Annotated in this window: 19 protein-coding genes; 8 read left to right on the plus strand and 11 right to left on the minus strand. The window is 58.3% G+C overall.

Translation table 11 applies throughout. The annotated features are described in order from the left end of the window. Positions 1-14 precede the first annotated feature (14 nt). From HDF10_RS09645 to HDF10_RS09655, 3 genes are all read right to left on the minus strand, one after another. On the minus strand, positions 15-1,115 hold the full coding sequence (locus HDF10_RS09645) for a sugar kinase (RefSeq protein ID WP_183812841.1): 1,101 nt from the start codon (positions 1,113-1,115) through the stop codon (positions 15-17). Next, positions 1,112-1,942: a 5-dehydro-4-deoxy-D-glucuronate isomerase gene (gene kduI / locus HDF10_RS09650; RefSeq protein WP_183812843.1), complete on the minus strand. Its 831-nt coding sequence runs from the start codon at positions 1,940-1,942 to the stop codon at positions 1,112-1,114. Before kduI ends, HDF10_RS09645 begins: the two co-directional genes overlap by 4 nt. Before the next feature lie 79 nt (positions 1,943-2,021). Beyond that, a complete protein-coding gene (locus tag HDF10_RS09655) occupies positions 2,022-2,567 on the minus strand; it encodes a cupin domain-containing protein (protein WP_183812845.1) in 546 nt (181 codons plus the stop codon). A gap of 104 nt (positions 2,568-2,671) precedes the next feature. Here HDF10_RS09655 and HDF10_RS09660 point away from each other — a divergent pair, with 104 nt between their 5' ends. From HDF10_RS09660 to HDF10_RS09680, 5 genes are all read left to right on the plus strand, one after another. Continuing rightward, entirely contained in the window at positions 2,672-3,457 is a 786-nt protein-coding gene (locus tag HDF10_RS09660) for a glucose 1-dehydrogenase (protein ID WP_221271615.1), read from the plus strand. A 91-nt stretch (positions 3,458-3,548) separates the two neighbouring features. Beyond that, positions 3,549-3,746 (plus strand): DUF1771 domain-containing protein, encoded by a 198-nt coding sequence (locus HDF10_RS09665; RefSeq protein ID WP_183812847.1) that lies wholly within the window; start codon positions 3,549-3,551, stop codon positions 3,744-3,746. Positions 3,747-3,811: 65 nt separating this feature from the next. Then, entirely contained in the window at positions 3,812-4,825 is a 1,014-nt protein-coding gene (gene yiaK, locus HDF10_RS09670; protein WP_183812849.1) for a 3-dehydro-L-gulonate 2-dehydrogenase, read from the plus strand. Positions 4,826-4,960: 135 nt separating this feature from the next. Next, entirely contained in the window at positions 4,961-6,778 is a 1,818-nt protein-coding gene (locus HDF10_RS09675; RefSeq protein WP_260177790.1) for an ABC transporter ATP-binding protein, read from the plus strand. A gap of 121 nt (positions 6,779-6,899) precedes the next feature. Further along, positions 6,900-11,396 (plus strand): glucoamylase family protein, encoded by a 4,497-nt coding sequence (locus tag HDF10_RS09680; RefSeq protein ID WP_183812851.1) that lies wholly within the window; start codon positions 6,900-6,902, stop codon positions 11,394-11,396. 75 nt (positions 11,397-11,471) lie between these two features. Here HDF10_RS09680 and HDF10_RS09685 read toward each other — a convergent pair whose 3' ends face one another. The 3 genes from HDF10_RS09685 to HDF10_RS09695 all read right to left on the minus strand — a co-directional run bounded on the left by HDF10_RS09685 (position 11,472) and on the right by HDF10_RS09695 (position 16,454). Further along, positions 11,472-14,228, minus strand: coding sequence for a TonB-dependent receptor (locus HDF10_RS09685; protein WP_183812853.1), 2,757 nt, complete (start codon positions 14,226-14,228; stop codon positions 11,472-11,474). A 41-nt stretch (positions 14,229-14,269) separates the two neighbouring features. Further along, the gene (locus HDF10_RS09690; RefSeq protein WP_183812855.1) at positions 14,270-14,587 is read right to left on the minus strand and encodes a hypothetical protein; all 318 of its coding nucleotides are present in this window, start codon (positions 14,585-14,587) and stop codon (positions 14,270-14,272) included. Positions 14,588-14,735: 148 nt separating this feature from the next. Further along, positions 14,736-16,454, minus strand: coding sequence for a 30S ribosomal protein S1 (locus HDF10_RS09695; RefSeq protein ID WP_183812857.1), 1,719 nt, complete (start codon positions 16,452-16,454; stop codon positions 14,736-14,738). Positions 16,455-16,590: 136 nt separating this feature from the next. Here HDF10_RS09695 and HDF10_RS09700 point away from each other — a divergent pair, with 136 nt between their 5' ends. Further along, on the plus strand, positions 16,591-17,520 hold the full coding sequence (locus HDF10_RS09700; RefSeq protein WP_183812858.1) for a M23 family metallopeptidase: 930 nt from the start codon (positions 16,591-16,593) through the stop codon (positions 17,518-17,520). Positions 17,521-17,983: 463 nt separating this feature from the next. Here the strand turns inward: HDF10_RS09700 and HDF10_RS09705 are convergent, their stop codons facing one another. From HDF10_RS09705 to HDF10_RS09725, 5 genes are all read right to left on the minus strand, one after another. After that, positions 17,984-18,613 (minus strand): DUF4126 domain-containing protein, encoded by a 630-nt coding sequence (locus HDF10_RS09705; protein ID WP_183812860.1) that lies wholly within the window; start codon positions 18,611-18,613, stop codon positions 17,984-17,986. Positions 18,614-18,724: 111 nt separating this feature from the next. Then, entirely contained in the window at positions 18,725-19,867 is a 1,143-nt protein-coding gene (gene dgt / locus HDF10_RS09710; protein WP_183812862.1) for a dGTP triphosphohydrolase, read from the minus strand. Positions 19,868-19,949: 82 nt separating this feature from the next. Further along, complete coding sequence (locus tag HDF10_RS09715; RefSeq protein WP_183812864.1) at positions 19,950-22,043, minus strand: tetratricopeptide repeat protein; 2,094 nt, start codon at positions 22,041-22,043, stop codon at positions 19,950-19,952. 155 nt (positions 22,044-22,198) lie between these two features. After that, the gene (gene purH, locus HDF10_RS09720) at positions 22,199-23,812 is read right to left on the minus strand and encodes a bifunctional phosphoribosylaminoimidazolecarboxamide formyltransferase/IMP cyclohydrolase (RefSeq protein ID WP_183812866.1); all 1,614 of its coding nucleotides are present in this window, start codon (positions 23,810-23,812) and stop codon (positions 22,199-22,201) included. 40 nt (positions 23,813-23,852) lie between these two features. Then, complete coding sequence (locus HDF10_RS09725; RefSeq protein WP_183812868.1) at positions 23,853-24,758, minus strand: dihydroorotate dehydrogenase; 906 nt, start codon at positions 24,756-24,758, stop codon at positions 23,853-23,855. A 160-nt stretch (positions 24,759-24,918) separates the two neighbouring features. Here HDF10_RS09725 and serS point away from each other — a divergent pair, with 160 nt between their 5' ends. Together serS and HDF10_RS09735 are read left to right on the plus strand one after the other, a co-directional pair. Next, positions 24,919-26,250 (plus strand): serine--tRNA ligase, encoded by a 1,332-nt coding sequence (gene serS / locus HDF10_RS09730; protein WP_183812870.1) that lies wholly within the window; start codon positions 24,919-24,921, stop codon positions 26,248-26,250. Between the two features lie 3 nt (positions 26,251-26,253). Next, positions 26,254-26,634 (plus strand): hypothetical protein, encoded by a 381-nt coding sequence (locus tag HDF10_RS09735; protein WP_183812871.1) that lies wholly within the window; start codon positions 26,254-26,256, stop codon positions 26,632-26,634. Positions 26,635-26,653: the final 19 nt, after the last annotated feature.

The raw sequence follows: 26,653 nt of genomic DNA on the forward strand, positions 1-26,653 counted from the left end.
CCTCACTCTCAAATCTACCGCTGCACTCCAGCCGACCCACCCGCCATCACACGCTCCACCTCACCCAGCGTCGCCATCGAGCTATCCCCCGGCGTCGTCATCGCCAACGCCCCATGCGCCACCCCGCAATCAAGCGCCCACTGCAAACCCTTCGCTTCCATTAACCCATAGATCAAACCTGCCGCAAAAGAATCTCCACCACCCACACGGTCCAGCACCTCAAGATCATCAAACCGAATACTCTCGCAGACCTTTCCAACCGAATACCCAAACGCTCCCCAATCGTTCCTGTTCGCCGTCTTCGGCCTCCGCGTCGTCGTAGCAATCACCTTGATATTCCCGAACTCCTGGCACACCCGCGAGGCCATCTCCCCATAGCTCTCATAGCTATGCCACGGCGCACCATGCGAAGCGTCGCCCAATACCGCCGCCAAATCCCCTTCATGCCCAAACATCACATCCACAAACGGAGCCAGCATCCGATTCACATCGCTCGCTCCCTGCCGCCCACCGGCATTCTTCCACAGCGACGGCCGATAGTTACAGTCATACGACACGACCAACCCATGCCGCTGCGCCGCCACCATCGCCTCTCGAGCCACAGTAGGAGCCTCCATCGACAGCGCACACATCACGCCCCCTGTATGAAACCAGCGCACTCCCTCGCCGCCAAAGATCCCATCCCAATCCACCTGGCCCGGCTTCATCTGCGAGATCGGAGTATGTCCTCGATCCATCATTCCCATGGCGCCGCGCAATCCAAATCCACGCTCCAGAAAGTAGATCCCGTTGCGCGCCTCCCGCCCAATCCCGTCATACTCCACCCACCGCAGATGCGACAGATCAACACCGCCCTCCAGCATCAGATCCTCAAGCAACCGGCCCACAGAATTGTCCGCGAGCGCTGTAACAATCGATGTCCTCCGTCCGAAACACCGGCGCAGTCCACGCGCCACGTTGTACTCGCCGCCGCCCTCCCACACGCGGAAGTTTCGCGCTCCCGCAATCCGCTCTTCGCCCGGATCAAACCGCAGCATCACCTCGCCGAGGCTCACCAGGTCCCACCTGCAAGCGTCCGCCGTACGAATCGTCAACCCAGCCGAAGCATCGCTCATCTCAAGTCCGCAATCGACACGGGGTCCATATCGTCGTAAGTCTGATTCTCCCCACCCATCCCCCAACAAAAAGCATAGTTCTTCGTCCCAACCCCGGCATGGATCGACCAGCCCGGCGACACCACCACTTCCTTATCCGCCACTACCAGGTGACTCGTAGCATCGGGCGGCCCCATCAAATGCAATACCCGATGCGCACGATCCACATCGAAATAAAAATAAACCTCACTCCGTCTCATATGCGTATGCGGAGGCATAGTATTCCAGTTACTTCCGGACTCCAGCAGAGTAAACCCCATCACTAACTGGCAGCTCTTAATTCCATCTTTATAAATAGCTTTATAAATAGTCCGCTTGTTACAAGTCTCCGCAGCTCCCAACTGCAATCCCTGCAAATCAGCGAACTTAACCATTGCAGTCGGATACTCTGCATGAGCTGGATAACTCAAGAGATAAAAGTAAGCCGGATCCTTCGCGCTCTTACTCGAGAAAGTAACTGCTTTACTTCCACGACCTACGTAGAGACAGTCCAGCTTACCCATCTCAAAGCTCTTTCCATCTACTACCACCGAACCCGCCCCACCTGCATTTAGAACCCCAAGCTCACGCCGCTCCAGAAAATACTCCGCGCGCAACTCCGGTTCTGTCTCAAGCGTCAACGCCTCCTTCCCAGGCACAGCCGAGCCAATCACCGTCCGGTCAAGATCCACATAAGCAAATTCGATCTCCCCAACTTCAAACATCCCCTCCAGCAGAAAGGCCTCCCGCAACTCGTCGGTGTTCATCAACCCGTAGCGCACCGCATCTGCCATCTGATAAAGCCGCATTCCCTGTCTCCGATCCAATCCAGTATAAGAGTCCCCTATAAGAGTCCCCAGCTCTCCACATCCGCGCGCGCCGCCCTGGCTACTTCGCCGCGACGCTTCCTTCAACCGTCGGCTTCTCCACTTTGATGACAAAGATCGTGATCGTCTGCCCTGGCCCTTCAATCGCCTGGTGCGGTGTCCCTGCCGTAATGTGAAGAATATCTCCCTTGTGCAGCACATGGGCCGTAGCACCCTCCAGGCGCGATCCACGCGTCTCCCCATTCTCCCCTTCCTTCGGATCGACCACCGTGCCGCCCGTGAGTTCCGTACCTTCTCCGTCCACCACAATCAGAAAGTCGGAGTAGTGTGCATGCACCTCGGCCCCACCGCTCTTCGCCCTCGCCGTAATCATGGTGTAGTGCCCCGGATACCTCGCCAGCGTCGCACCGGAGCTCCCGCTCGCACTCGCCTTGGCCTTCTCAAGCTGCTCTGCACCGCGAGTCGCAACATCACTCGGCGTCAGCAGATTCACCAATTCAACCTGTGCTTGCGTAGCCGCTCCAGGCGCCGCTGTCTGCGACCATCCCGCCGATGCCATCAGCATCCCAATCCCAAAAACAGCCGTCAGCCTCGTCAACCAGTGCATATAGTTGGCTCCTCAAACAATACCCAACCATAAAGAACCATTGCTTCATCGTCAACCTCTTCTTCCGTTTGCTCCTCAACCCCGATCCCAGTACATTGGCCTAGATGCCCAACCAGCCCTACAACATCCTCGAAAGCTTCCGCCTCGACAACAAAGTAGCCCTCGTCACCGGCTCCGCCAGCGGCCTCGGCGCAGCCATCGCCATCGCTCTCTCGCAAGCAGGAGCCGCCGTAGCCTGTCACGGCAACCGCCGCGCCGCCACAGAGACCGCCGCAGCCATCGGCGAAAACGCCGCAGCCTTTCGCGCCGATCTCGGCTCCGCCACCGGCGCTGAGGATCTCTTCACCCAGGTCAAAGAAAGATTCGGCCGCGTCGACATCCTCATCAACAACGCTGGAACCATCCTTCGCGCCGCCGCCGAAGAGGTCACCCTCGAGGACTGGCAACAGGTCCTTCAGGTCAATCTCACCAGCGTCTTTCAACTCTCCCAACTCACCGCCCGCGACATGATCCCACGCGGCGGCCTCGGCACAAGCTGCGGCAAAATCGTCAACATCGCCTCCCTCCTCAGCTTTCAGGGCGGCATCCGCGTCCCCGCCTACGCCGCCAGCAAAGGCGGAGTCGCCCAACTCACCAAAGCCCTCGCCAACGAGTGGGCCCCCAAGGGAATCCAGGTCAACGCCATCGCCCCCGGCTACTTCGCCACCACCAACACCGAAGCCCTCCAGGCCGACGAGATACGCAACCGCCAGATCCTCGACCGCATCCCCGCCGCGCGGTGGGGACAACCCGAAGACCTCGCAGGCGCCGCCCTCTACCTCAGCTCTCCCGCCAGCAACTACGTCACCGGCACCGTCCTTACCGTAGACGGCGGGTGGATGGGCCGATAGAGGATGGGCAGATAGAAGACGGGCAGATAGAATCTGCTCCCACTTCAGCCGGAACAAGCATCCAAACATTCAAGAAGCCAAGGAGCACCTCATGCCGCAGAGCCCACACGATCGCGCCGCCGAGTATCACAACAAAGCCGCCCACGCCCATCAAGCCGCCGCCACTGCGCACGGCAAAAGCGATCACCTCACCGCCCACGAGCTCTCCAAACAAGCCCACGAGCACTCCACCAAAGCCTTCGAGCATTCGAAGGAGGCAAGCGACCGCTCCGCATCCAGTAAGAACTGACCGCCTGATGCAAACCGACGAACTCATATCGACCTAGACAAGTTCGACAAGCTCTAAACTGAACCATGCTTCGAGTCCCCTTCGACCAACTCCACGCGGCCCTCCTCCGCGCCATGCAGCAGCTTGGCCTCACCCACGACCGCGCCACCCTCTGCGCCCGCCTCTTCGCCGAAACCACCCGCGACGGCATCTACACCCACGGCCTCAACCGCTTCCCTCGCTTCGTCGAAACCATCCGCAACGGCAGCATCAACATCCACGCAGAGCCCACCAAAACCGCCGGCATCGGAGCTATCGAGCGATGGGACAGTCATCGTGGCGTTGGCAATCTAAACGCCCACGCCTCTATGCAACGAGCCATCGCCCTCGCACAACAACACGGCATAGGCGCAGTAGCCCTCGCCAACACCAACCACTGGATGCGCGGCGGAACCTACGGCTGGCAGGCCGCCGAGCAAGGCCTCTTCGCCCTCTGCTGGACCAACACCCTCGCCAACCTCCCGCCCTGGGCAGCCACCACACCCGCCCTCGGCAACAACCCCCTCGTCATCGCAGTCCCCCGCCCCGGCGGTCACGTCATACTCGACATGGCGATGTCGCAGTTCTCCTATGGCACACTAGCCGCCTACAGCAAACGCGGACAACCTCTCCCGGTCGACGGCGGCTTCGACACCGCAGGCAATCTCACCCGCGATCCAGCAGCCATCGAGTCCTCTCAGCGCGCCCTACCCGTCGGCTATTGGAAGGGCTCAGGGCTCTCCCTCGTCCTCGACATGCTCGCCGCAATGCTCTCCGGCGGTCTAGCCACCCACCAGATCCCCCGCGATCCACTCCGTGAGTCCGGCCTCTCCCAGGTCTTCCTCGCCATCGACCCCACCGGCATCGCCGATCCCGGCGAACTCACCTGCATCGCCGAAGGCATCCTCGACTCCCTCCACCACGCGACCCCAGCCGACCCCAACAAACCCAGCCGCTACCCCGGCGAACAGACCCTGCAGCTTCGAGAAGAGAACATGCGGCTCGGCGTCCCGGTCGACCCTGAAATCTGGCAGCAGATAACCCTCTCCGCAACCTCGTAACGGAACGCACCACAAGCGCCAATCGCCCGCCCACGAAATATCCAACACCTGATAGCTTTACTGCATCCATTAAACGCAGTCTCCACTTCTATGTGACTCTTCCTTTTCTCTTTGCAGTCTCACTTTAGGAGCGATTTGAAAGACCCTGTGAATGCTGCAAGTCCATGGCGGGATCGAATCAGCGCCCTGCAAAACATGCCCGCAGTCCTGCGCATCCTCTGGCAGTCAGGACGGGCCGTCGTAACGTGGGGTTTGTTCCTCCGCCTCATCGTCGCCATGCTTCCGTTCGGTATCGCGAAGATAGCCGCATACATCCTCAACGACATCGCAGAGGTCATCCGCGGCCACGCCCTGGCCTCCAACTTCTGGCACCTCGTCGTCGCCGAGGTCGTCCTTAACGTCTCTCTCGGCCTTATCACCCGAGCAATCGACTACTCCGACTCGCTCCTCGCCAATCGCTACACCCAGTACGTCAGTGTCCGCGTCATGGAGCAGGCCGCGCGTCTCGACCTCACCACCTACGAAGATCCCGTCTTCTACGACCGCCTCGAACGCGCCCGCGTACAGGCCACCGATCGCCTCGCCATGATCCAGCAGCTAGGCCGTCTGGTCACGCAGATCATCACCACTCTGGCATTTTCGGCAGCCCTGGCGTTTGCTTCTCCGTGGCTCGTCCTCCTGCTCGCACTCGGCGTTCTCCCCTCCTTCCTCGGCGAAACCCACTACGCCTTCCTCGGCTACGCAAAAAACTTCCGCCAAACCCCCGCCAAGCGTCAGATGGACTATCTCCGGCAGGTCGCCGGCAGCCGCGAAGGAGCCAAAGAAGTAAAACTCTTCGGCCTGAACAAGTTCTTTACCAACAGATTTCAGGCCTTAGCCGATCAGATCTACCTCGAAGACGTCACCCTCTCCAGATCGAAGCTCATCGTCGGCGGCCTGCTCGGCGTCATCGGCACGCTCGGCTACTACGGAGCCTACGTCTACGTCATCTGGCGCACCCTCCACGGCGCCTACAACATCGGCCAGTTCGGATTTCTCACCACCGCCATCCAGCAAGCCAGCTCCAACCTCCAGCAGGTCTTCTCCACCGCCTCCGGCATCGCCGACCAGGCCCTCTTCCTCACCGACCTTATCGCCTTCTTCGACATGAAGCCAACCGTTATCTCCAACCCTGACGGGCATTCCGCCCCCGCGAAGATCCAGCGCGGCTTCGAGTTCCGCAACGTCTCCTTCACCTATCCCGGCACCAACCGAACCGTCCTCAAAAACTTCAACCTCACCCTCTCGCCCGGAGAAAGAATCGCGCTCATCGGCGAAAACGGCCAGGGCAAGACCACCGTCGTCAAACTCATCACCCGTCTCTACGATCCCACCGAAGGCGAGATCCTGCTCGACGGGATCGACCTCCGCGAGTACAACCTCGAAGATCTCCACCGCAACATCGGAGTCATCTTTCAGGACTTCATGCGCTTCGAGATGACCGCGCGCGAAAACATCGCCGTAGGCCGCGTCGATCAGCCCTATCAAGACAGCGACATCGAGGTCGCCGCCCACAAGAGCCTCGCCGACACCGTCGTTACCAAACTCGCAGGCGGCTATGATCAGATGCTCGGTCGACGCTTCGAAGGAGGCGTCGAACTCTCCGGCGGAGAGTGGCAGAAGATTGCCCTCGCCCGCGCCTATCTTCGCGACGCCCAGCTCCTCATCCTCGACGAGCCCACCGCAGCCCTCGACGCCCGCAGCGAACTCGAGGTCTTCGAGCGCTTCGCCGAGCTGACCCTGGGAAAGATGGCCCTGCTCATCTCCCACCGCTTCTCCACCGTACGCATGGCCGACCGCATCGTCGTCCTCTCCGGCGGCCGGCTCATAGAAGAGGGCAACCACCAACAACTCATAGAAAAAAATGGACTCTATGCGAGCATGTTTGAGATGCAGGCCGCAAGCTACAGGTAAGCTTCACCCTCGCATCTCACCCAATCAGCACCGGCAGACGGGTCAACATCAGCAGATAATCGCACTCAGCAAATCGCAGTCAGCACCCGCCGCGGCGGGAGAACGGTTAGAGAAAGGCTCCATGGCACCATCTTCAGAGAATCCGGTCACCGCAGAACACCTTCTGCCGCCCACTGCTCCGGCACCGGAGCTGCCGACTGCGGGCCTTCCCGAAAAACCCTCCGTCTCTGACGCAGAGCTGAGAGCGTGCGCCGATGCCATGAGCCGCCAGTGGGAGATGGTGCCAGCCAGCACCAGATCGGACGGCCTCTCGAAGCGACTCGAAAGCCTGAAGCAGCGTCTTACCGAAGTCCTTCGCACGTGCAAAAAAACCGCCTCCATCCACGAGCTCACTCCAGAGCTCGAACTCCTCGAGAGCACCCGCATGCTCGAGTCCGCGCTCATCGCTGGAGACAACACCGCCGAAACCTTCGCCTCCCTTCCCCACGTCCGCGTAGACAAAGACAGCGAACTGCCGCGAGCCATCAATCTCACCGAGGGATACCTCGTCGCAGCCCGCGGCATATGGTCCGACGAGTCCCTCACCGTCTACGTCAACCAAGCCCAGCAACGCGATGCGCTCCTCCTCGAAGAGATCACAGTCCTCCCGCAAGCCCTCAAGCTCGCACAACTCGAATACATCCTCGACCGTGCCGAAGAAGCCTTAGCCGCCGGCCCGCTCCCACCCATTGAGCAGTCTCCCTTCTCCGCAATCCTCCACAGCATGCGCCGCCTCAACCAGTTCGAGTGGCGCAACGTCCTCGAACCCCTCATCGCCTTCGACTCCATCCTCCGCGAAGACCCCGCCGCCGTCTTCGCCCGCATGGAGGACGAAACTCGCCACACCTATCACATGCGTGTGGCAGAGCTCGCCCACTACGCCGACGCCAGCGAAGTAGAGACCGCCCAGATCTCCCTCAACCTCGCACGCAATGCCACAGTAACCTCCGACCCCGATCCTCGCCTCGCTCTGCGCACCCGCCACATCGGCTACTATCTCTTCGCCGAAGGCCTCCCCGAGCTTCACCGCCGCATCGGATACCACCCTCCTCCCATCGAACGCATCCGCAGCTTCCTCCGCCGCTTCAACGAGGACTTCTACATCCTCGGCATCTTCACCCTCTCATGTCTCCTCATCGTCGCCATCATCGCCCCGCTGGTCCCGCATCACGCCTTCTGGCCGGTCATGGTAGCGCTCCTGCTCGCGCTTCTTCCCGCAACCCAGGGCGGCGTAGACCTCATCAACAACACCGTCACCGCGCTCATGCACGCGGAGTCCCTCCCCAAGATCGACCTCTCCAAAGGAGTCCCCAACGACGCCATCACCCTCGTCGTCGTCCCCACCCTCCTCCTCAACGAGATCCAGGTCCGCGAGCTCTTCGACGAACTCGAAGCCCGCTACCTCTCCAACCAGGATCCCAACATCCACTTCGGCCTGCTCACCGATCTGCCCGACACCACGGCCCGCCCCCTCGACGAAGACTCCAACCCCCTCGCCAAACTCGCAGCAGACTGCGTCGATCATCTCAACGCGAAATACCCCCGCACCAAAGGAGGAGCCTTCTTCATCTTCCACCGCTACCGCGTCTTCAACTCCCGCCAGGGTGTCTGGATGGGTTGGGAGCGCAAGCGCGGCAAACTCCTCGACCTCAACAAATTTCTGCTTAACGAGTTCGACAGCTTCCCCCTGAAAGCCGGCCCGCTCGAAGACCTGCACCACGTCCGTTACGTCATCACCCTCGACTCCGACACGCAGCTCCCTCGCGGCACCGCAGCCCGCATGGTCGGCACCATGGCCCACCCGCTCAATCAAGCCATCGTCAACCCCCGCCTTCGCATCGTCACTCAAGGCTACGGCATCCTGCAACCACGCGTCGGCGTCAGTGTCTCCTCCGCCTCGCGCTCCCGCCTCGCCTCCCTCTACTCCGGCGAAACCGGCTTCGACATCTACACCCGCGCCGTCTCCGATGTCTATCAGGACCTCTTCGGCGAAGGCATCTTCGCCGGCAAAGGCATCTACGAGGTCGCCATCCTCCACGAGGTCCTCGACCGCCGCTTCCCCCGCAACGCTCTCCTCTCGCACGATCTCATCGAAGGCTCCTACGCCCGCGCCGGCCTCGTCACCGACATCGAAATCATCGACGACTACCCCTCGCACTACTCCGCCCACACCCGCCGCAAGCATCGCTGGGTACGCGGCGACTGGCAGATCGCCCGTTGGCTCTTCTCAGAGGTACCCGACGAATCCGGCAAGTCTGTCCCCAACCCCATCAACACCATCTCGCGCTGGAAGATCTTCGACAACCTCCGCCGCAGTCTCGTCGAACCCGTCACCTTCCTTCTCTTTCTCCTCGGCTGGTTCGTCCTCCCCGGCGGTGCACTCTATTGGACCATCGCCGGCCTGGTCCTCCTCCTCCTCCCAGTCCTCGTTCAACTAGGCTTCAACCTTGGCCGAGCCCTGCTCAAACTCAGCTTCGTCGGCGCACGCGAGGGCGTCCTCACCTTCGCCACCTCCTTCGGCTTCACCATGCTGAACCTCACCTTCCTCCCGCATCACATGTTCCTCGCCATCGACGCCATCGTCCGCTCTCTCAGCCGCACGCTTGTGTCAGGCAAACACATGCTCGAGTGGGAGACCGCAGCCCAGGCCGAATCCGGCGGCAGGTCCCGAACCCCGCTCGACATCTACCTTCAACTCTCCCCCGTCGCGGCTGTACTCATAGCGGTCGCGCTAGCCTTCCACAGTCTCCGGTCTCTCATCGCAGCCGCACCAGTACTCCTGCTCTGGGCCATCGCGCCTCTGGTCGCCATCTGGCTCAACTCACCACCAAGCCGCGAAGAAGGTCCTCTCACCCCGGAAGACACTCACTTCCTGCAGCAGCAAGCCCTCCACATCTGGCGCTACTTCCATGACTTCGGCGACGAAAAAAATCACTGGCTCATCCCCGACAACGTCGAAGAGCAGAACACCGTCCAGATCAGAAAGCTCTCCCCCACAAACCTCGGCATGCTCTTCAACGCCCGCCAGGCCGCATACGAGTTCGGCTTCCTCACCCTTCCGGAGTTCGCCCAGGCCACCCTCGGAACCCTCACCACCTACGACCGCCTCGAAAAGCAGCGCGGCCACATCTACAACTGGTACGACATCGAAACCCTGCGCCCCATCCTGCCCCACATCGTCTCCGCAGTCGACAGCGGCAATCTTTCCGCCTCGCTCTACACGCTGCGCACCGGTGCCCTCGATCTCCTCAAGCGTCCCATCCTCAACCCAGAGACCTTCGCCGGCCTGAAACAAATGCAGCAACCACCCGCCAAAACAACCATCACTCTAGCCCCAGCGGAACCCCCATCCGCAGCGATCCGATCGCATCTTCGATCCCTCGCGCAACAACTCAACCCCGCAAGCGACGCCTCTTCCAACCAGGACAGCAAGCAATGGTTCTCCAACGAGATCTCCAATCGCCTCGCTGCGTTATCTCTCTTCGCCGAGCAGTACATTCCCTGGCTTCATCCCAGGTTCGAATCTCTCTTCACCCCGCCCCAACTTGCCGGCTCCGAACACAAGACAGTTCCAACGCTCCTCGACGCAGCCGAATATGTAACAGAATTGGAATCAAAACTCACCGGCACCTCGCGCGACCTGCCAAAAGACTCCGCGCTCGCCACCGCCGCCGCCGAGTTACTGGCCCTCCTCCCCGCAACGCAGCAACGCCTCGCGCAACTCAAATCCGACATCACAACTATCGCCAGCGAAGCAGAGCGCCACGCCGACGCCATGGAGTACGGCTTCCTCCTCGTCGAGGCCCGCCAGCTCCTCTCCATCGGATACGACGGCATCACGCACGAGCTTTACTCCTCCTGTTACGATCTCCTCGCCTCCGAGGCCCGCATCGCCTCCTTCATCGCCGTAGCCAAAGGCGACATCCCCCAGCAGTCCTGGTTCCGCCTCGACCGCTCCCACGTCCTCGTCAACGGACGCGCCGCTCTCCTCTCCTGGACCGGAACCATGTTCGAGTACATGATGCCGTCCCTCTGGATGCGCACCTTCCCCGACACCCTCATCGCACGCTCCCTCGAGTCCGCCGTTCGCATTCAAAAGGACCACGTCCACAACATCCCCTGGGGGATCTCCGAATCGGGCTTCTCCAAAAAAGACCCTCACGGCCGATACAGCTACCAGGCCTGGGGCATTCCAAAACTCGCCTTGAAGTACGGAGCCGAAGATGGCCCCGTCATCTCGCCCTACTCCAGCTTCCTCGCCCTCGCTCTTCTTCGCAAAGACTCCATCACGAATCTTCGCCGCATGGCAGCGATGGATTGGATGGGCGCCTATGGCTTCTACGAAGCAGCCGACTACACGCAAGGCAATCAGCCCGAGCTGGTTCGCTCCTGGATGGCCCATCACCAGGGCATGTGCCTCCTCGCCGTGACCAACCTGCTAAAGAACAACATCGTGCAGGAGTGGTTCCACGGCACGCCCCGCGTCCGCGCAGCAGAACTCCTCCTCCATGAAAAAGCCCTCAGCAAGGAAACCCTCAAGGATCTCGAAAAGATATCGAAGTTACAGGCAGCCGAATAACAATCCACATCGCAACAAAAAAAGATGGGCAGTGGATTCAATCCCACCACCCATCTTTCTTTGCTGCGTCTGCTGTTAGAAGTGGAAGCCAAGCTCCGCCGTCAAAGCACGCGGCGTCACATAGTGCGTACCGCTGAACGTCGAGAGAAAGTTGTAGAGCGCATACTTGTTCGTGATGTTCACACCCGTCAGACGTAGGCTCCACTTGTTCTTATCGCCGTTGAACAGATTATCCTGACCGATTGAAGCATCGAACAAACTACGCTCGGCGATTCGCGGCGGGTGTTTATCGTCATTCTCCGTACCCGGCGCAGGAATCGACACCAGCGTCGACGTAAGCTGTGAGGCCAGACATTGACCGCCAGGGATTCCAACAAACGGAGTCGCCTTTACCCCATTACAAGTAAGCCCAGCCTGAAACTGCTGATCCGGAGTCAAACCGCTTAGATCAATTCCCGGCTGCCCGTTGATCGTAATCGACGGCCCACCATTAGCTGGATTGCATCGGCTATTCGGATCCGTCACGTTGTAGCACGGCACCGAACCCGCCGTCAGACCGCTGTCGAACCGCCAGTTGAATCCAACCCACGGGCTATGCTTTCCCGGAATCTGGTATTGAACGTGCGTGTTTTCGTTGAACCGTTCATCGTGGTCGATGCGGAAGGGATACCCGCTACCGCCTACAGTCGCTCCTGCCCCGGCAACCTGCGGAGGAAAGAACCGGGCCGCTACAGACGACATAACAATGAACGCCGACAAGTTATGGAAGTTCGGCACGTCAGCCCGCAAAGCGAATCCTGGGATCTTCGAGTTATGCCAGTCGATCGGAAAGGTGATCGGAGTATTCCCCAGCACACTAAAGTCGAAAGCATTGTGAGTGTACTTCCAGATATAGTCGCCGCTTACGACGAAGTTTTTCCCAAAGGCCTGTTGCAGTCCTGCATGAAACTCATTCTTGAATCCAGGCTGCAGAGTCCCCGAGACCCCCGGCGTACACAGAAGCAGCGGAGAAAGAACCGCACTCTCACAACCCTGACTCGACAGCACGAGGTTCTCATTGAAAGGTGACTCAAGCGTACGTGCGTACGACAGACGCAACACCGTGTTCGTCTGCTTCACGCTATAAGCTATGCCCACGCGAGGCTCAGCCTGTCGTGCAACCGTCAAACCGTTATAGAAATCGCCGCGGATACCAAGATTGAAGAGCCAGTTCCCCGCCTTGATCTGGTCCTGAGCGTACAAGGCCAGCTCCTTCACATCCGTGTGTCCAATAAAGTTGAACTGGCCGCCCCCACGAGTCAAATCGTAAGGCAACAAAACCGAAGTGAAGCTGCCTCCAATCGAAGGATCGTTCGACAACAACCCCGCCGCAGCACATTGCGATGGATCCGTAAACCCTGGCTGGGACACCCCATTGCCATCGACGCATGGCGAGTTGAAGGTCGAATTGACAATTCCCAGCCTGTCACTCTCCCGCAGAAACGTCTGCGAGTAGTTCGCCCCGACCTTGATGTTATTGATTCCCTTTACATACGAGAGATCGGTATGAATTCCAGCATTTGTAAGCGAACGCGTTTGAGCAATGCTCTGGTTCTGTATCGGCCCAAGATCAGCCAACGGATTCCCGCTCGGATAGTAGTCATACTGATCCTTGCGGATATACGGGCCAAAGTTGAAGACCGAATTCGCACCAATCGTTCGCGTATAAGTCGGAGCTATATCAAACGTCCCAATCTTCGAACGCTGATCCGTGTTCCCCACATTCCCGAACACAGGATTTGCTCCCGCTCCCCCGCTAATCACGTTCTGCACATTCAGATTGTCAAAGGCGTTCGGCGTCTGAAACCACGAACGGCTGTAGTTGAGATTCAAGTGGACCGAATCAACCTCCGTAAGCTGCCGGTCAATGCGATCGAACACATTAATCTCATTGCCCTTGTCATGAAAGACCGTGAACTCCGGAGGATCGAGAAAGCGTCCCGTATTCAGTCCGTCCACTTCAACGAAGTTCCCCCATTTATCCCCGCCATAACTCAGGTCGACTCCACCAGTCGCCGACCCGAAGCTTCCATACGACGTCGTCACACTCCCAGTCGGCTTCTTGACCCCAAGGCCCGACCGCGTCGTCACCTGAATCACAAGGCTCGTCTTCCCGCCAAACTCTGCCGGCGGCGCGCCCGAGATCACCTCAATCGACTGGATTGAGTTCGAAGGAATCTGGTTCGAAAAAACCTTGCTCTGCTGATCCGTAATCGGCTGGCCATCAATCGAAAAAGAGTTCGAAGCATGGTCGCCCAGCCCATGAAACAGACCATTCGAATCCGCAGCCACGCCCGGCGACGACAAAGTCACCAGCGAGCTAAGCGAAGAAGACTGGCTCTCCAGCGGCAGCTTGTCGAACAGGCCTCGGTCCACATCCGTATGGAACGTCGAATCGCTCTCCACCAGATCGCTGCCCGTCACATTCACAACAGTCGAAGTCGTTCCAATAGTCAACGCCGTCTTCACCGTGATCGGCACAAACGACCTGACTTGAACGTCCTGAGTCGACGATGCAAACCCAGTCAACGAAACTACAACGTGATAAGGATTCAGCGGCAGGTTCGTAAATTGATAATGCCCCGAACTATCCGTCGTGGTAATCCGGCTATACCCGCTCACCGGATTCTCGATCGACACCGTGGCGCCCGGCACAATAGCACCAGTCGCGTCGGTTACCGTACCAACCACAGTGCCGGCATTTCCAGCAGACTGCGACCACAAAGCTGTACTACTGAAAGCAAAGAAAACTACAAATAATGCGAAGATGACGCGCCGTTTCGACGTGTGCATACACAACCCCCTTGAGCTAAAGCCTGGTTTTTGACGTCGTTCTAAGCGAGAACAGAGTCAACAGGCGGCGGGCGGGTGAAGAGTGCAAACGTGAAAAAAGTCTTCATCCGCGTCGACGGATCGAAGACCTCTACTGCAGAAACGACGGAGGCAACTACCAGCGCAACCGGCGGCTCAGCAACTTCTACAGCAACGTGGGCCGTAATGCAGAGCGCACAGTCCGTATGCGAGATGTCGCCAACGGGGTGGGAGTGAACAGCCTGAATCGTCCCGGTCGTCAGAACCAGCAACACACAAAGCAGTGTGAGGAAGATCCTCCACGAGCCCGGTACATTCGGTTTTGGCCTTATGCTGATCACAATAAATCTAATATAGCGCAGTATCTTAGACGCAATAGCGCTGCAGAAGCGCACATGCATCATCCAAAATTCACAAGGCCCCTGCAGCACATTGAAAACTAAGGGCAATCCCTCATTTTCGCTACTGCGAATTTATTCTTGATAATCTTCAGACCAGCTGAACTTCCACTTTCTTAATCTCGCGATCCAGCAGCGTAATCCGAAAGCTCCGAATCTGCCCCGCACGAACCGGCTCAGCCTTCGTCGCGGCGGCGCTCGGTCCATTCTTCCACCGTGCCGCCAGCATCGAGCTGAACGACGACAGATCCGCCGCCGTCGACTTCGCCTCCTCCTTCACCGCAGCCTCCGCAACCAACCGCGCCCTCGCGCGAATCCCCTCGCCCAACTCCACCGTCCCCTGCTCGCCCGAAACCTCAATCAGCCGCCCCGTCACCAAATCCCCCTGCGCATGTTCGGCGATGTACTCATCCAACCCGGTCGGCACCAGCTGCTTCATACTCAGCTTGATTTGCCGCTTCTCCCGGTCGAAATCCAGCAGCTTAGCCTTCACCACCTGCCCAACCCGCAGCACATCCTGTGGCCGTTCAATCCTCTTCTCCGCGCTGATCTCGCTGACGTGAATCATCCCCTCCACGCCCTCCGTCAGCTGCACAAACGCGCCAAACTTCGTAAAGCTCACCACCGCCCCCTCCACCTGCGAGCCCACCACAAACTTCTCCGCCGCACCCACCCACGGATCGCCCAGCGTCTGCTTCAGCCCCAGCGACATCCGCCTCTCCGCCACACTCACGCCAAGAATCATCACCTCGACCACATCCCCCGGCTTCACCAGGTCCCCAGGCTTCCTCACCTTCTTCACCCACGACATCTCCGAGATATGCACCATCCCCTCAACACCCGGCTCCAGCTCCACAAAAGCACCAAAGTCCGTTACCCTCGTCACCGCGCCCCGCACCCGCTCGCCCGCCGCATACTTCCCCGCCACCGCATCCCACGGGTGCGCCATCAACTGCTTCATCCCCAGCGAGATCCTCTTCCCCGCCGCCTCCACCTTCAACACCTTCGCCTCAATCTGCTGCCCAACCGTCAACACCTCCGCCGGCTTCTCCACCCGAGCCCACGCAATGTCGCTAATATGCAGCAGCCCATCCACTCCGCCAATATCAACAAACGCGCCATAGTCCGTCAGGCTGCGCACCGTACCCGAAACCACATCGCCCTCGTTGATCTCCCCAAACCGCCGTTCCTTCGTCGAGCGATCTTCTTCCTCCGCCACCGCCCGCCGATCAACAACCAGATCCTCCTCCGCCACATCCAGCTTGATGATCCGGCAGCGAATCTCCTGCCCCACCAGCTTCTCCATCTCCGCCGCATCGCGAGCACCACTCCGCGACCCCGGCATAAACGCCCTCACCCCCACATCCACCGTCAGGCCGCCCTTCACCACGCCCGTCACCGTCCCCACAATCACCGACTTCTCCGTAAACGCCTGCTCCAGCGCGCTCCAATCCTTCGGCTGCTCCACCCGCATCCGCGACAGCTCGTAGTACCCCTCCTCGTTGCGCCCCTTCACCGAAACCAGCAGCTTGCCGCCCGTCTCCACCGTCTCACCCGCACTCTGGAACAGAGCCAGCGGCAACACACCTTCAGTCTTGTACCCAATATCGACGAACACCGAATCAGCCGATACCGCAACCACCGTTCCCGCTATCTGCTTGCCACCCTCACCCGACCGGCGCGAGTGCGTCTGTTCATACTCCGACAGAATTGCGTCGAACGACTCTGTCGACTCAGGGGCCAACTCGGTGGACTCGGGGGCTTCAATAGCTTCGGTGGGATCGAAAGATGGAACGCTGGGGTTTGACATTGAAAAGCTGGGCCTCATTCCTACTGATTCTGGCTAGAATATCACCGCATCCAGCCACCCCGCCTCCACCACATCTGCATCAACACACCACAATTTGCTCTCTCCAAATCTGCTCTCTGTCATAAACTCACCTCTCATGCTCCCCACCCGAAAAAGAACTCTTCTGTCATCCATCACGCTCATCACAGCGACGATCCTCTCCGTCGCTCATGAAGCACACGCCACCACCAAATACCAGGACCTCAACAACTACAACGCCTCCATCCTCATCACGCCCTCACAACTGATGAACGGATCGCCCTATCTCCTCACCGTCACCCTGCCGAACCAGGCCCTCTCCGTCAGCGGCAATTGGCAGTCTCATCACATCTCCTTCTTCTCCAACTCCAATCGCCACACCTGGTTCGCGCTCGCCGGCGTCGACGTCGAACTGAACCCAGGCACCTACCCACTCATCATCGAAGCAGCTTTCAAAGATGGAACCCACCAGACGCTGCATCAGCAATTGACCATCGAGACCGCACCCTACCTGCAGGTTCCCCTCACCGTGCCAGACAAGTTCGTCGAACCCGACCCCAAGGCACTCAGGCAGATCGCCGCCGACAAGATCGTCAAAGACAAAGCCTTCGCCTCCTCCGCCTCAAAACCGCAATGGACAGGCAACTTCTTCCCGCCCCTTCGTCTCGGGCCCGAGTCCGACTCCTTCGGGAACCAGCGCCTCTTCAACGGCAAGGTCGCCAGCGTTCACCGCGGCCTCGACTATCACGCCAAACTCCACACCCCCGTAGCCGCCATCAACTCCGGTCGCGTCGTTCTCGCACGTCCGCTCTACTTCGAAGGGGGCTGCGTCGTCATCGACCACGGCCTCGGCCTCATGAGCGTCTACATGCATCTCTCGAAGATCGAAGTCACTGCAGGCCGCCGCGTTCGTCGAGGCCAGATCATCGCCTTGAGCGGTGCCTCGGGCCGCGCCACCGGACCCCACCTCCACCTTGGCGTCCGTTGGCAAGGCAGCTATCTCGACCCAGCGAAACTATTTGAAATCCAGATGCCGCCCACAAAATAATCCATGCAAAGTACGCCCTACTCCGGCAGCGGTCACTTCGTGACTTGTATACCCCTTCGGTTGGCTCCCGTTGGTCGCGAAGAAAGATCTTGTGCCGACCATCGGGAGGCCCGGGCGAAGCCGGTATACCCCCCACGAAGTGGGCGCCGCCAGAGCGCCCGTCCGGCAGGACCAGAGCTTCAATCAACAAAAAATGCCTGTCAAGCCCCTCCCGCGCACAACCCAATCTCTTGCAACAACATACGCGTGGCGTATGAGTTACCACCTACCAGCTATACTGGAAACAGAACTAAAAAATCCCCGTCCAAAACCGGGGTTTTTGACTTTAACGGCATAACCCTTTTGTTTGCAAGAATCTGCGAGTAACCCTATTAGAATCACATTTTTGCGAGAGCGAATGAGCCGTAACAATATGTAAATAAAAGACTTACACGCCGGTAATATGGGGGGGGGTACCCCCGGGCTAGGGCAGAGGCTTGGCCGCAACCTTAGTCTCTTCCAGGTCGGTACCGAACAACCGTCGAAGCGGTCTCTGGATCGCACGCAGCAGTGCCCTGGCAGCCAATAAAGCAGCCACCAGCAACAGAACCGCAATAGAAGCAGCAACCATCGGATGGTGCGTCGCGAACCAAGTCAGCCCCACCGCCGCCACATCCTCGGTCGAGCTAAGCGCAATATTCGACACCGGCTCCGGGCTAGGCGTCACCGCAGCCCGCAGAGCCGTCTTCGACCCATGCGCCGCCAGCGCGACCGCAGCCCCGATCGCCGTCGCCAGCACCTGCATCTGCGGAGACAGCTGCGAACTCGCGTGATACGCCACCAGCGCAGCAATAGGAATTCGAACCACTGTATGCAGAGCATTCCAGATCATGTCGAAGGCAGGAATCTTGTCGGCCACGAACTCGATCGCAAACATAATCCCACACACCACCAGCACCCAGGTGTGCCCCAACGAGTCCAGACCAGGAGGCAGCGCAACCCAATGCGTACGCGCAAGAATCCCAAGCGTCAGCACGGTGGCATAGATATTCAGACCAGCCGCAAAGCTGGCAGCAATCACAAGCGCCGTAATATTGGCTGGACTGAAGCTCATTTGGCTGAAAGTGTACAGCCTCGCGAATGCAAACGTTCACTTTTATTCAATCGCGGCGAGCAGCCACTATCAAATCGACAGACGATGAGCCAGTATCAATCGACAGACGCCCTACCGGCGAACAGCCCGCTTGATCTGCGCATACTGCAGCAGAATGAAGCTGTCGGTCATCCCGGCAATGTAGTCAGCCACCACGCGAGCCAGGCCCTGCTTCTCTACCGACTCGAAGTGGTTCACCGGCAGCTCCTCCGGATCGCTGATCCAGTAGTCGAAGAGTGCCGTGACAACCTCTTCCGCCTTGTCATGCTCATGCTCGAGCGCCGGGCAGGTGTAAAGCGTGTCGTAGAGATACTGCTTCTCCTGCAGTCGCTCCGCCTCGACCTCAGGCGAAAACAGCGCCAGCCGGCTCGGGTGTCTGCGCACGTCGGCAAGCGATTCGGCCCCTATGGCCACCGTATTCCGTGCCGTATTTTCAATCAGGTCGTCGGTCAGAACGTTCTGCATCAACTGCAGCGCCTCGTTGAACAGAAACTTCTCATCGACCCCTGCATGTTCTCGTTCAACCGTCTTGTAGCAACGCGCAACAATCTCCACATGCTCGCAGATATGACTCACCTCAAGCAGCCCGGACTCGACCCCATCGTCAAGATCAGCCGTAAGATAGGCAATCTCGTCGGCCAGATCGATCAGCTGCGCCTCGAGCGGTGGTCTCTGATCCAGCAGCAGGCCTGTCAGATCCGGATGCTTCTCGATGCTGTAGTCCCGCGAGTGCTTGATGATCCCCTCGCGAACTCCCAGCGTAAGGTTCAAGCCGCGATGCGCCGCATAACGCTGCTCGAAGTGGTCGACGATGCGCAGAGCGTGGATGTTGTGGTCAAAGCCGCGACCATGACGCTTCAAACACCGGTCCAGCGCCCGCTCACCAGCATGTCCAAACGGCGGATGACCGATGTCGTGAACCAGCGCCAGCGTCTCGGCCAGATCTTCCTGCAGACCAAGCGCCGCCGCAGCAGCCCGAGCGATCTGTGCGACCTCAATCGTGTGGGTAAGACGACTGCGAAAGTGATCCGAAGCGCGACTGGTAAAGACCTGTGTCTTCCCCGCCAGGCGCCGGAAGGCGCGGGCCTGCACAATCCGCTCCCGGTCCCGCTGAAACGGAGTCCGTGAAGGCCGAAAGGGTGCCGGGTACACACGAGTCAGCAGCAGGTCGCCCGGATCGGCAACGACCGCGCATCGATGAAGATCGAACGCCATAGTCAATTTCTAGTGTAAACGGCAGAGGCTCCTCGAGATCGCTCGAGGAGCCTCAAACCCTAACCACGATAGGACGATGCCGCTATTTGACCGAAACGGTCCCGACCTTCGCCAGCTTCACGCGCGCGTTTTCAAGCTTATGCTGAACCTTCGCAACATCTGCAGGATCGGCATCCGCCGGCAGAGAGCGAGCATACTCTGTCATCGAGCGCTCCCACTGCGTCACCGCCATCTTCAGGTTCCCGGTCTTCTCATACACCTCGCCAAGATGATCGTGAACCGTGGGGTCGGTGCTAATTCGCTCATTCGCCTTGCGCAAATTTTCCTCTGCCAAAGCATATTGACCTGATTTGTAGTAAACCCAGCCAAGCGAATCCAGAAACGCACCATTCTGAGGATCAAGCTCAACCGCCTTGCGGATCAGCGTCAACGCCTCCGGAAGTCGAATACCGCGATCGGCCAGCATGTAGCCAAGATAGTTGAGAACTGTCGCATTCTGCGGATCGATCGCAAGCGCCTTGCGAAACTCTGCTTCGGCCAGATCGTACTGTTTCTGACGGTCATAAAGCGCGCCGCGCAGAAAAGCCACGTAGAGCTTCTCGTCGGGCTTTGTAGCGAGCGCGTCAGCACTCGTCAATTCGGCAGAAGCATCCTGATAGCGCTTCAGGCGAGTGTAAATCTGGGCCAAAGCCAAATGCGAGTCACGCTCGTCCGGAGTTCCCTTCGTCGCCGCCAGCTGCGCATTCGCAAGCGCAATCCCCTGATCAACCGAACCTGTATCAGCAAGCTGACCAGCATGCATCAGCTGAATCCCATGATCGTTCGGCATCAGTTTCGCGATCTCAGTAGCAGTCGAAGTCGCTTCCTTCCACTGATGAGCATCGCGATAGGCATCGATCTGACCTTGATAGCCGCTCTTGACGTAATCACCGCCAAGCGAGGCCATCTGCTTGTAAGCAGCAACTGCGTCTGCAGTCTTGTTCTCCTCGCGATAGATGATCGCCAGCCGATCGAGGAAGATAGAACGATTGGCCTTCTCTCCATCGGTGTACTTTCCATCCGGATGCGCAGAATCAGCCACCAGCTTGGTCAACACACCAATCGCGTCGTCATAACGACCCAGCGAGTCATAGATAAGAGCCTCATTGTAAGTGAGCTCAAGCGAGTCCGGAGCCAGCGGCTTGGCCTTCTCCAGGGTCTTCAGCGCTTCATCGTAATGCCCTTGTCTCCGCTCAATCTCGGAGATATGGATCTGCGACTGAGCGTCTTGCGGCTCAGCGGCCACAATGCCGTTCAACACCTTCAGCGCCTCATCCAGTTGACCATCGCCAAGCAAGGCATTGGCAAGACCACGCTCTGTATCGAGATTATCGGGCTCAGCATCCAGAGCCCGATGATAGGCAGCGATTGCGTCCTTATTCCTCTTCAGCTGCTCATAGCTCGCACCTAACGCGAACTCGACGCGAGGCGAACGATCGTCAACAGGAATAGCACTAAGAACGTCGGCGGCGCGCTTCGGATCTCCCTGCTCGCTGTAGAGCCGCGCCATGTTGAGCGCCACCTCCTCGGAATTGGCGTCAATACCCTGGGCAGCCTTGAACTGAGCTTCGGCCTTCCCCGAGTCGTGATTCAGCCCGTACAACTGGCCCAATAAAAGGTGTGTCTCCACATCGTTCGGCTTCAGTTGAGCAAGCTTTTCGTACTCTGCAATCGCGAGTTGAAGCATCTGTCCGGACTGAGAGCTCTGCATGTCTCCAAGCGAGCGCAGATAGACCTTTCCCAGCAGAGTATGAGCTTCGATATCATCAGGATTCTTGTTTACCTGGTCCTGGGCAGCCGTCACCGCCTCGCGGATGCGGCCGATCTTGAAGTAAAGGTCCGCCAAACCATCCTGCAGGAGGCGCGACTCGGGGTCGGCATCTAAAGCCAACTTGTATTGCTCCACCGCCTGTGTCGCATAGTCCGAGCGCCCCGCGTTGACCGCCATATCTTCATATAGCCGCGCCAGGCCATAGTGGTAGTAAGACAATGCGCGATCAGGCTTAGCCGAGGAACTGAGCAGGCTCTTCGAAGCAATTGGTGACTGAGCAACCATCGTGTGGGCAACAAAAAGAAGTGCGACAACGGGAATCAGCCTAAGTTGGCGAATAGACGAGGCACGTAAAAGAAGGATCATGTTGTAGTTTCCTGTGCCGACGGAATGGAAGTCGATACTGCGCGACTAGACACTGGTTAGACGATGCCGCCTGCGGATTGGATGCAGGCGGCCCAGACTAGCCGTTTGCGCAGCATGGCGGTGATTATATCCGTCATTGGCTCAAATCCGGAAGATTATCCATGCCGAAAGTGCCTGACACCGGTAAACGCCATCGCCACGCCCAGCCTGTCTGCAGCCTCGATCACCTCGGCATCCCGCACAGACCCCCCAGGCTGAATCACGGCTGTAGCACCTGCGCGGGCTACCACTTCCAGGCCATCGGTAAATGGAAAAAATGCGTCGGAGGCGACAACTGTGCCGTTTAGCGGCAGTACGGCTTTCATTGCGCCGAAGCGAGCTGCATCCACCCGGCTCATCTGGCCTGCCCCGATACCTACTGTCTGACCATGCCCAGCACTAAACCGAGCGTAGACTATCGCATTCGATTTCACATGCTTGCAAACTCGCCACGCAAAGAGCAAAGCACGCAACTCCTCTGCGGTAGGCGTTCGTTTGGATACGATCTGCAGATCTCCTTCGCTGATACGCAACCGATCGGAATCCTGCACCAGCAGACCACCTGAAACCTGCTTCAAGATACGTGGAGTTTCTGCGGACGAAATCTCAAGGAGCCTAAGATTCTTCTTCGCTCCAAAACGCTCTAACGCGTCAGAGGTAAACGAAGGTGCAACGATCGCCTCGACAAACAGTTTGGAGATCTCTTCGGCTGCTGCTGCATCTACCTCGCGGTTTATCCCAATCACTCCGCCAAAAGCCGAAACCGGATCAGCCTCAAGTGCCCGGCGGTAGGCTTCAACAACGGTGGATCCAGTCGAAGCCCCACATGGATTGGTGTGTTTTATGATGACAGCCGCCGGCTCATTGAACTCACTTACCAACTCCCAGCAGGCGTCCAGATCCACGATGTTGTTATAGCTCAGTTCCTTACCCTGCAACTGTTTGGCGTTAGCCACACCTTTTCCGCTGCCGTCTGTATAGAGTGCAGCCTTTTGGTGGGGATTTTCTCCATAACGAAGCGATTTGAGAAGAGGATCACTGACACGAATTGTTGTTGGTAACTGCTCTGACAAAAAAATCGCCTTGCCGCTTGGAGTTTCAATGCTTTCCAACGCCGTCGCTATGCCCTCATCGTAGGCTGCAGTGACTGCGAAGGCCGTCTTGGCGAGCCTCCAGCGTGTCGCGTGGGTCAAGCTGCCCGAGTTCGCGTTCATCTCATCCGCCAATCGCGAGTAGTCCGCAACTGAGGTCACAATCGCGACATCCGCGAAATTCTTGGCCGCCGAACGAACCATAGAAGGCCCACCGATATCGATATTTTCGATTATGTCTGCGAACCCAACGCCGGCGCGACTCGCCGTTTTCTCGAAAGCATAGAGGTTTACCACCACCATATCGATCGGCTCAATCTGATGTTCGGCGACCGAAGCCATATGTTCAGCGTTATCACGAATATGCAGGATCCCTCCGTGGACCTTCGGGTGAAGTGTCTTCACACGGCCATCAAGCATCTCGGGGAATCCGGTCAGTTCGCTGATATCGCGCACCGGCAGACCAGCTTCCCTCAGCACTCGAGCGGTTCCCCCTGTTGACACAAGGTCCACGTCGAACGAAGCAAGAACTCGCGCAAAATCAACTAGTCCTGTTTTATCGGTAACCGAGAGTAGAGCGCGGCGAATCCGCCGTAGATCAGTTGGAGTAGTTAAGGAAGCAGAGTCGTGTTCGATCATCACTCGACTATTCTAAGCCCAGCACAAGCCGAGCATGTCGTCAGAGCAGAGCCGAACCAGTGAGCGAGCTTGCGTGCACGATCTCATGCGCGATACACCAGCGTTTGAGTCCATTCGCGATATTCTCGACGGCGCGTGGATCAGCGTAGCTGGCAGTCCCAACCTGAACTGCGGTCGCTCCTGCCATCATGAACTCCACTGCGTCCTCGGCCTGTACGACTCCTCCCATGCCGACGATAGGAATCGTCACATTCTTTGAAACCTCATGGACCATCCGCACGGCAATTGGCTTAATCGCAGGTCCTGAGAGTCCGCCGGTGATGTTGGCAATACGAGGTCGACGGGTCTCGACATCGATCGCCAAGGAGACGAAGGTGTTGACGAGAGAGACCGCATCAGCTCCACCGTCCGCCGCGACGCGAGCCATTAATCCAATGTCGGTCACATTAGGTGAAAGCTTCACCATCAGAGGCCTGTGAGCGGCTGCCTTGCACCGTGCCACCAGCTCCCAAAGCTGCGGCGGATCGGTCCCAAAGACCATGCCTCCGTGGCTGGTATTGGGACAACTCGCATTCAGCTCATACATCGCTATATCGGGGGCGTCGTTCAGGAACTGGATGACCTCGACACAATCCTGGATGGTGAACCCAAAGACGTTCGCAATAATAACCAAGCCGGTGATTTTTCTCAGCTTGGGGAGTTTTTCTGCGATAAAAGCTCGAACCCCCATGTTCTGTAGCCCAATCGCATTCATCATCCCGGCGGCAGTCTCTATGATCCTCGGAGTCGGGTTTCCTGCCATTGGCTCGCGCGAAAGTCCTTTGGTGACGAACCCTCCGATGCGATCGAGAGAGACTATTTCCTCGAATTCGATCCCATATCCGAAGGTTCCGCTTGCCGCAATCACCGGCGAGCTTAACTCGACGCCGGCAACGGTCACCCGCATATCGGGGCCTTTAGTTCGTGCAGTCGCGCTCACTGTCCCGATTCCATTCCCATACCTAACTAGTGTAGCGGTAACTTATCGCTCGCCATCGATCCAGGGAAATGGAAGTATCGGAGATATCGTAAGTTTGCATGGCAGGAAGACGCTAAAATGTGAGGTGATGATTGATCTTGCATTTGTGCGGGCTAATTTGGCCCTTTTAGAAGAAAAGTTGCGTAATCGGGGAATGGATCCCGCCGCTGCACTCCGTAACTTTGTTGAAATCGACCGCGAGCGCCGCGAGGCTATCACTCGGGTGGAGACGCTAAAAGCACAGCGAAACAAATTAACGGAAGAGATTGCGAAGCTCAGACGTGAAGGCGTAGATACAACTGCACAGACCGAGCAGACACGCGCCCTGAAGTCTGAAGCGGAGTTGCTCGAGTCCTCCGCATCAGTCTCCGACGAGCGCTTGAAAGAAATACTCCAAGCCCTACCCAACTTACCCCAGGATAGCGTCCCCATTGGGCGATCCGCCGACGACAACCGACAAGAGAAGATCTGGGGCGAGAAAACAACCTTCGATTTCACGGCGAAACCTCACTGGGACCTGGGCGAAGTGCTGGGCATTCTCGATTTTGGCCGCGCCGCCAAAATCTCAGGCTCCCGTTTTGTTGTCCAATTCGGCCAGGGAGCCAGGCTTGAACGCGCCCTCGCCAACTTTATGATCGACCTTCACACTGGCGAGCACGGCTATACCGAAGTCCTGCCACCGTACATGGTCAACTCTAAGTCCCTCTTCGGCACGGGCCAACTGCCCAAGTTTGCCGAAGATCTCTTCCATTGCGACGACAAAGGGGGCTACCAGCCCGGGGTTTACCAGGAGAACGATCACTGGCTCATTCCCACTGCTGAGGTTCCAGTCACGAACCTATTCCGCGATGAGACACTCGACGAATCGCAGCTTCCAATATCCTTCTGCGCCTACACCCCTTGTTTCCGCTCCGAAGCAGGCTCCTATGGCAAGGATGTTCGTGGCATGATCCGCCAGCACCAGTTCCAGAAGGTTGAGTTGGTCAAGTTCGTACGTCCGGAAGACTCCAACTCCGAGCACGAACGGCTCACGCGCCACGCCGAGACCGTGCTTGAGCGACTTGGCCTCCCTTACCGACGAATGCTGCTCTGCACAGGCGATATGGGCTTTTCTGCTGCCAAGACCTATGACCTCGAGGTGTGGTTGCCCGGTCAGCAGCTCTATCGCGAGATATCCTCGTGCTCCAACTTCGAAACCTTCCAAGCCCGCAGGGCAAATATCCGTTACCGCCCTACCAAAGCAAAGAAGAGCGAGTTCCTTCACACCCTGAACGGCAGCGGACTCGCTGTAGGGCGCACCTACCTTGCGATTCTGGAGAATTATCAGCAGCGGGACGGCACCATAAGGGTTCCAGAGGCGTTGGTACCCTATATGAACGGCGACACGGTGATCGGCAAGCAGCAGCAAGGCTGGAGCTAAGACATGTTCAAACTGATTCGCAACTACATCTTCTGGGCCTACGAACGGGGTAGCTTTCACTATGACGTCATGGTGACAGCCATTCTCGTCTTCATGTTTGTCTCACCCCACTTGATCGACTTCAAAGACAAACCTGTTGAGACCGTCGCTCTCCACGCCAGCGAGGTGCTGGTCCGGGAGGCTGGAACTGCAGGCGGGAGTAGCCGTTTTATCTATCAGGTTCGAGCTGAGGATATGGGCGGCGCCAGTACGGACGCCGAGCGCCAGGTCGCCATTTTGCGGTTGATCGAACCGATCTCAGGCGAGGTGTCGATCCAGCGATACGAACCCGTTCGCGACGCGCAGGGCAAGATCATCGCCTACAACGCCTGGGTTCTCCGTTAACTTTTGGCGTAGAAAGCAT

It is taken from the genome of Tunturiibacter empetritectus (genome assembly GCF_014201375.1).
GTDB lineage: Bacteria > Acidobacteriota > Terriglobia > Terriglobales > Acidobacteriaceae > Edaphobacter > Edaphobacter lichenicola_D.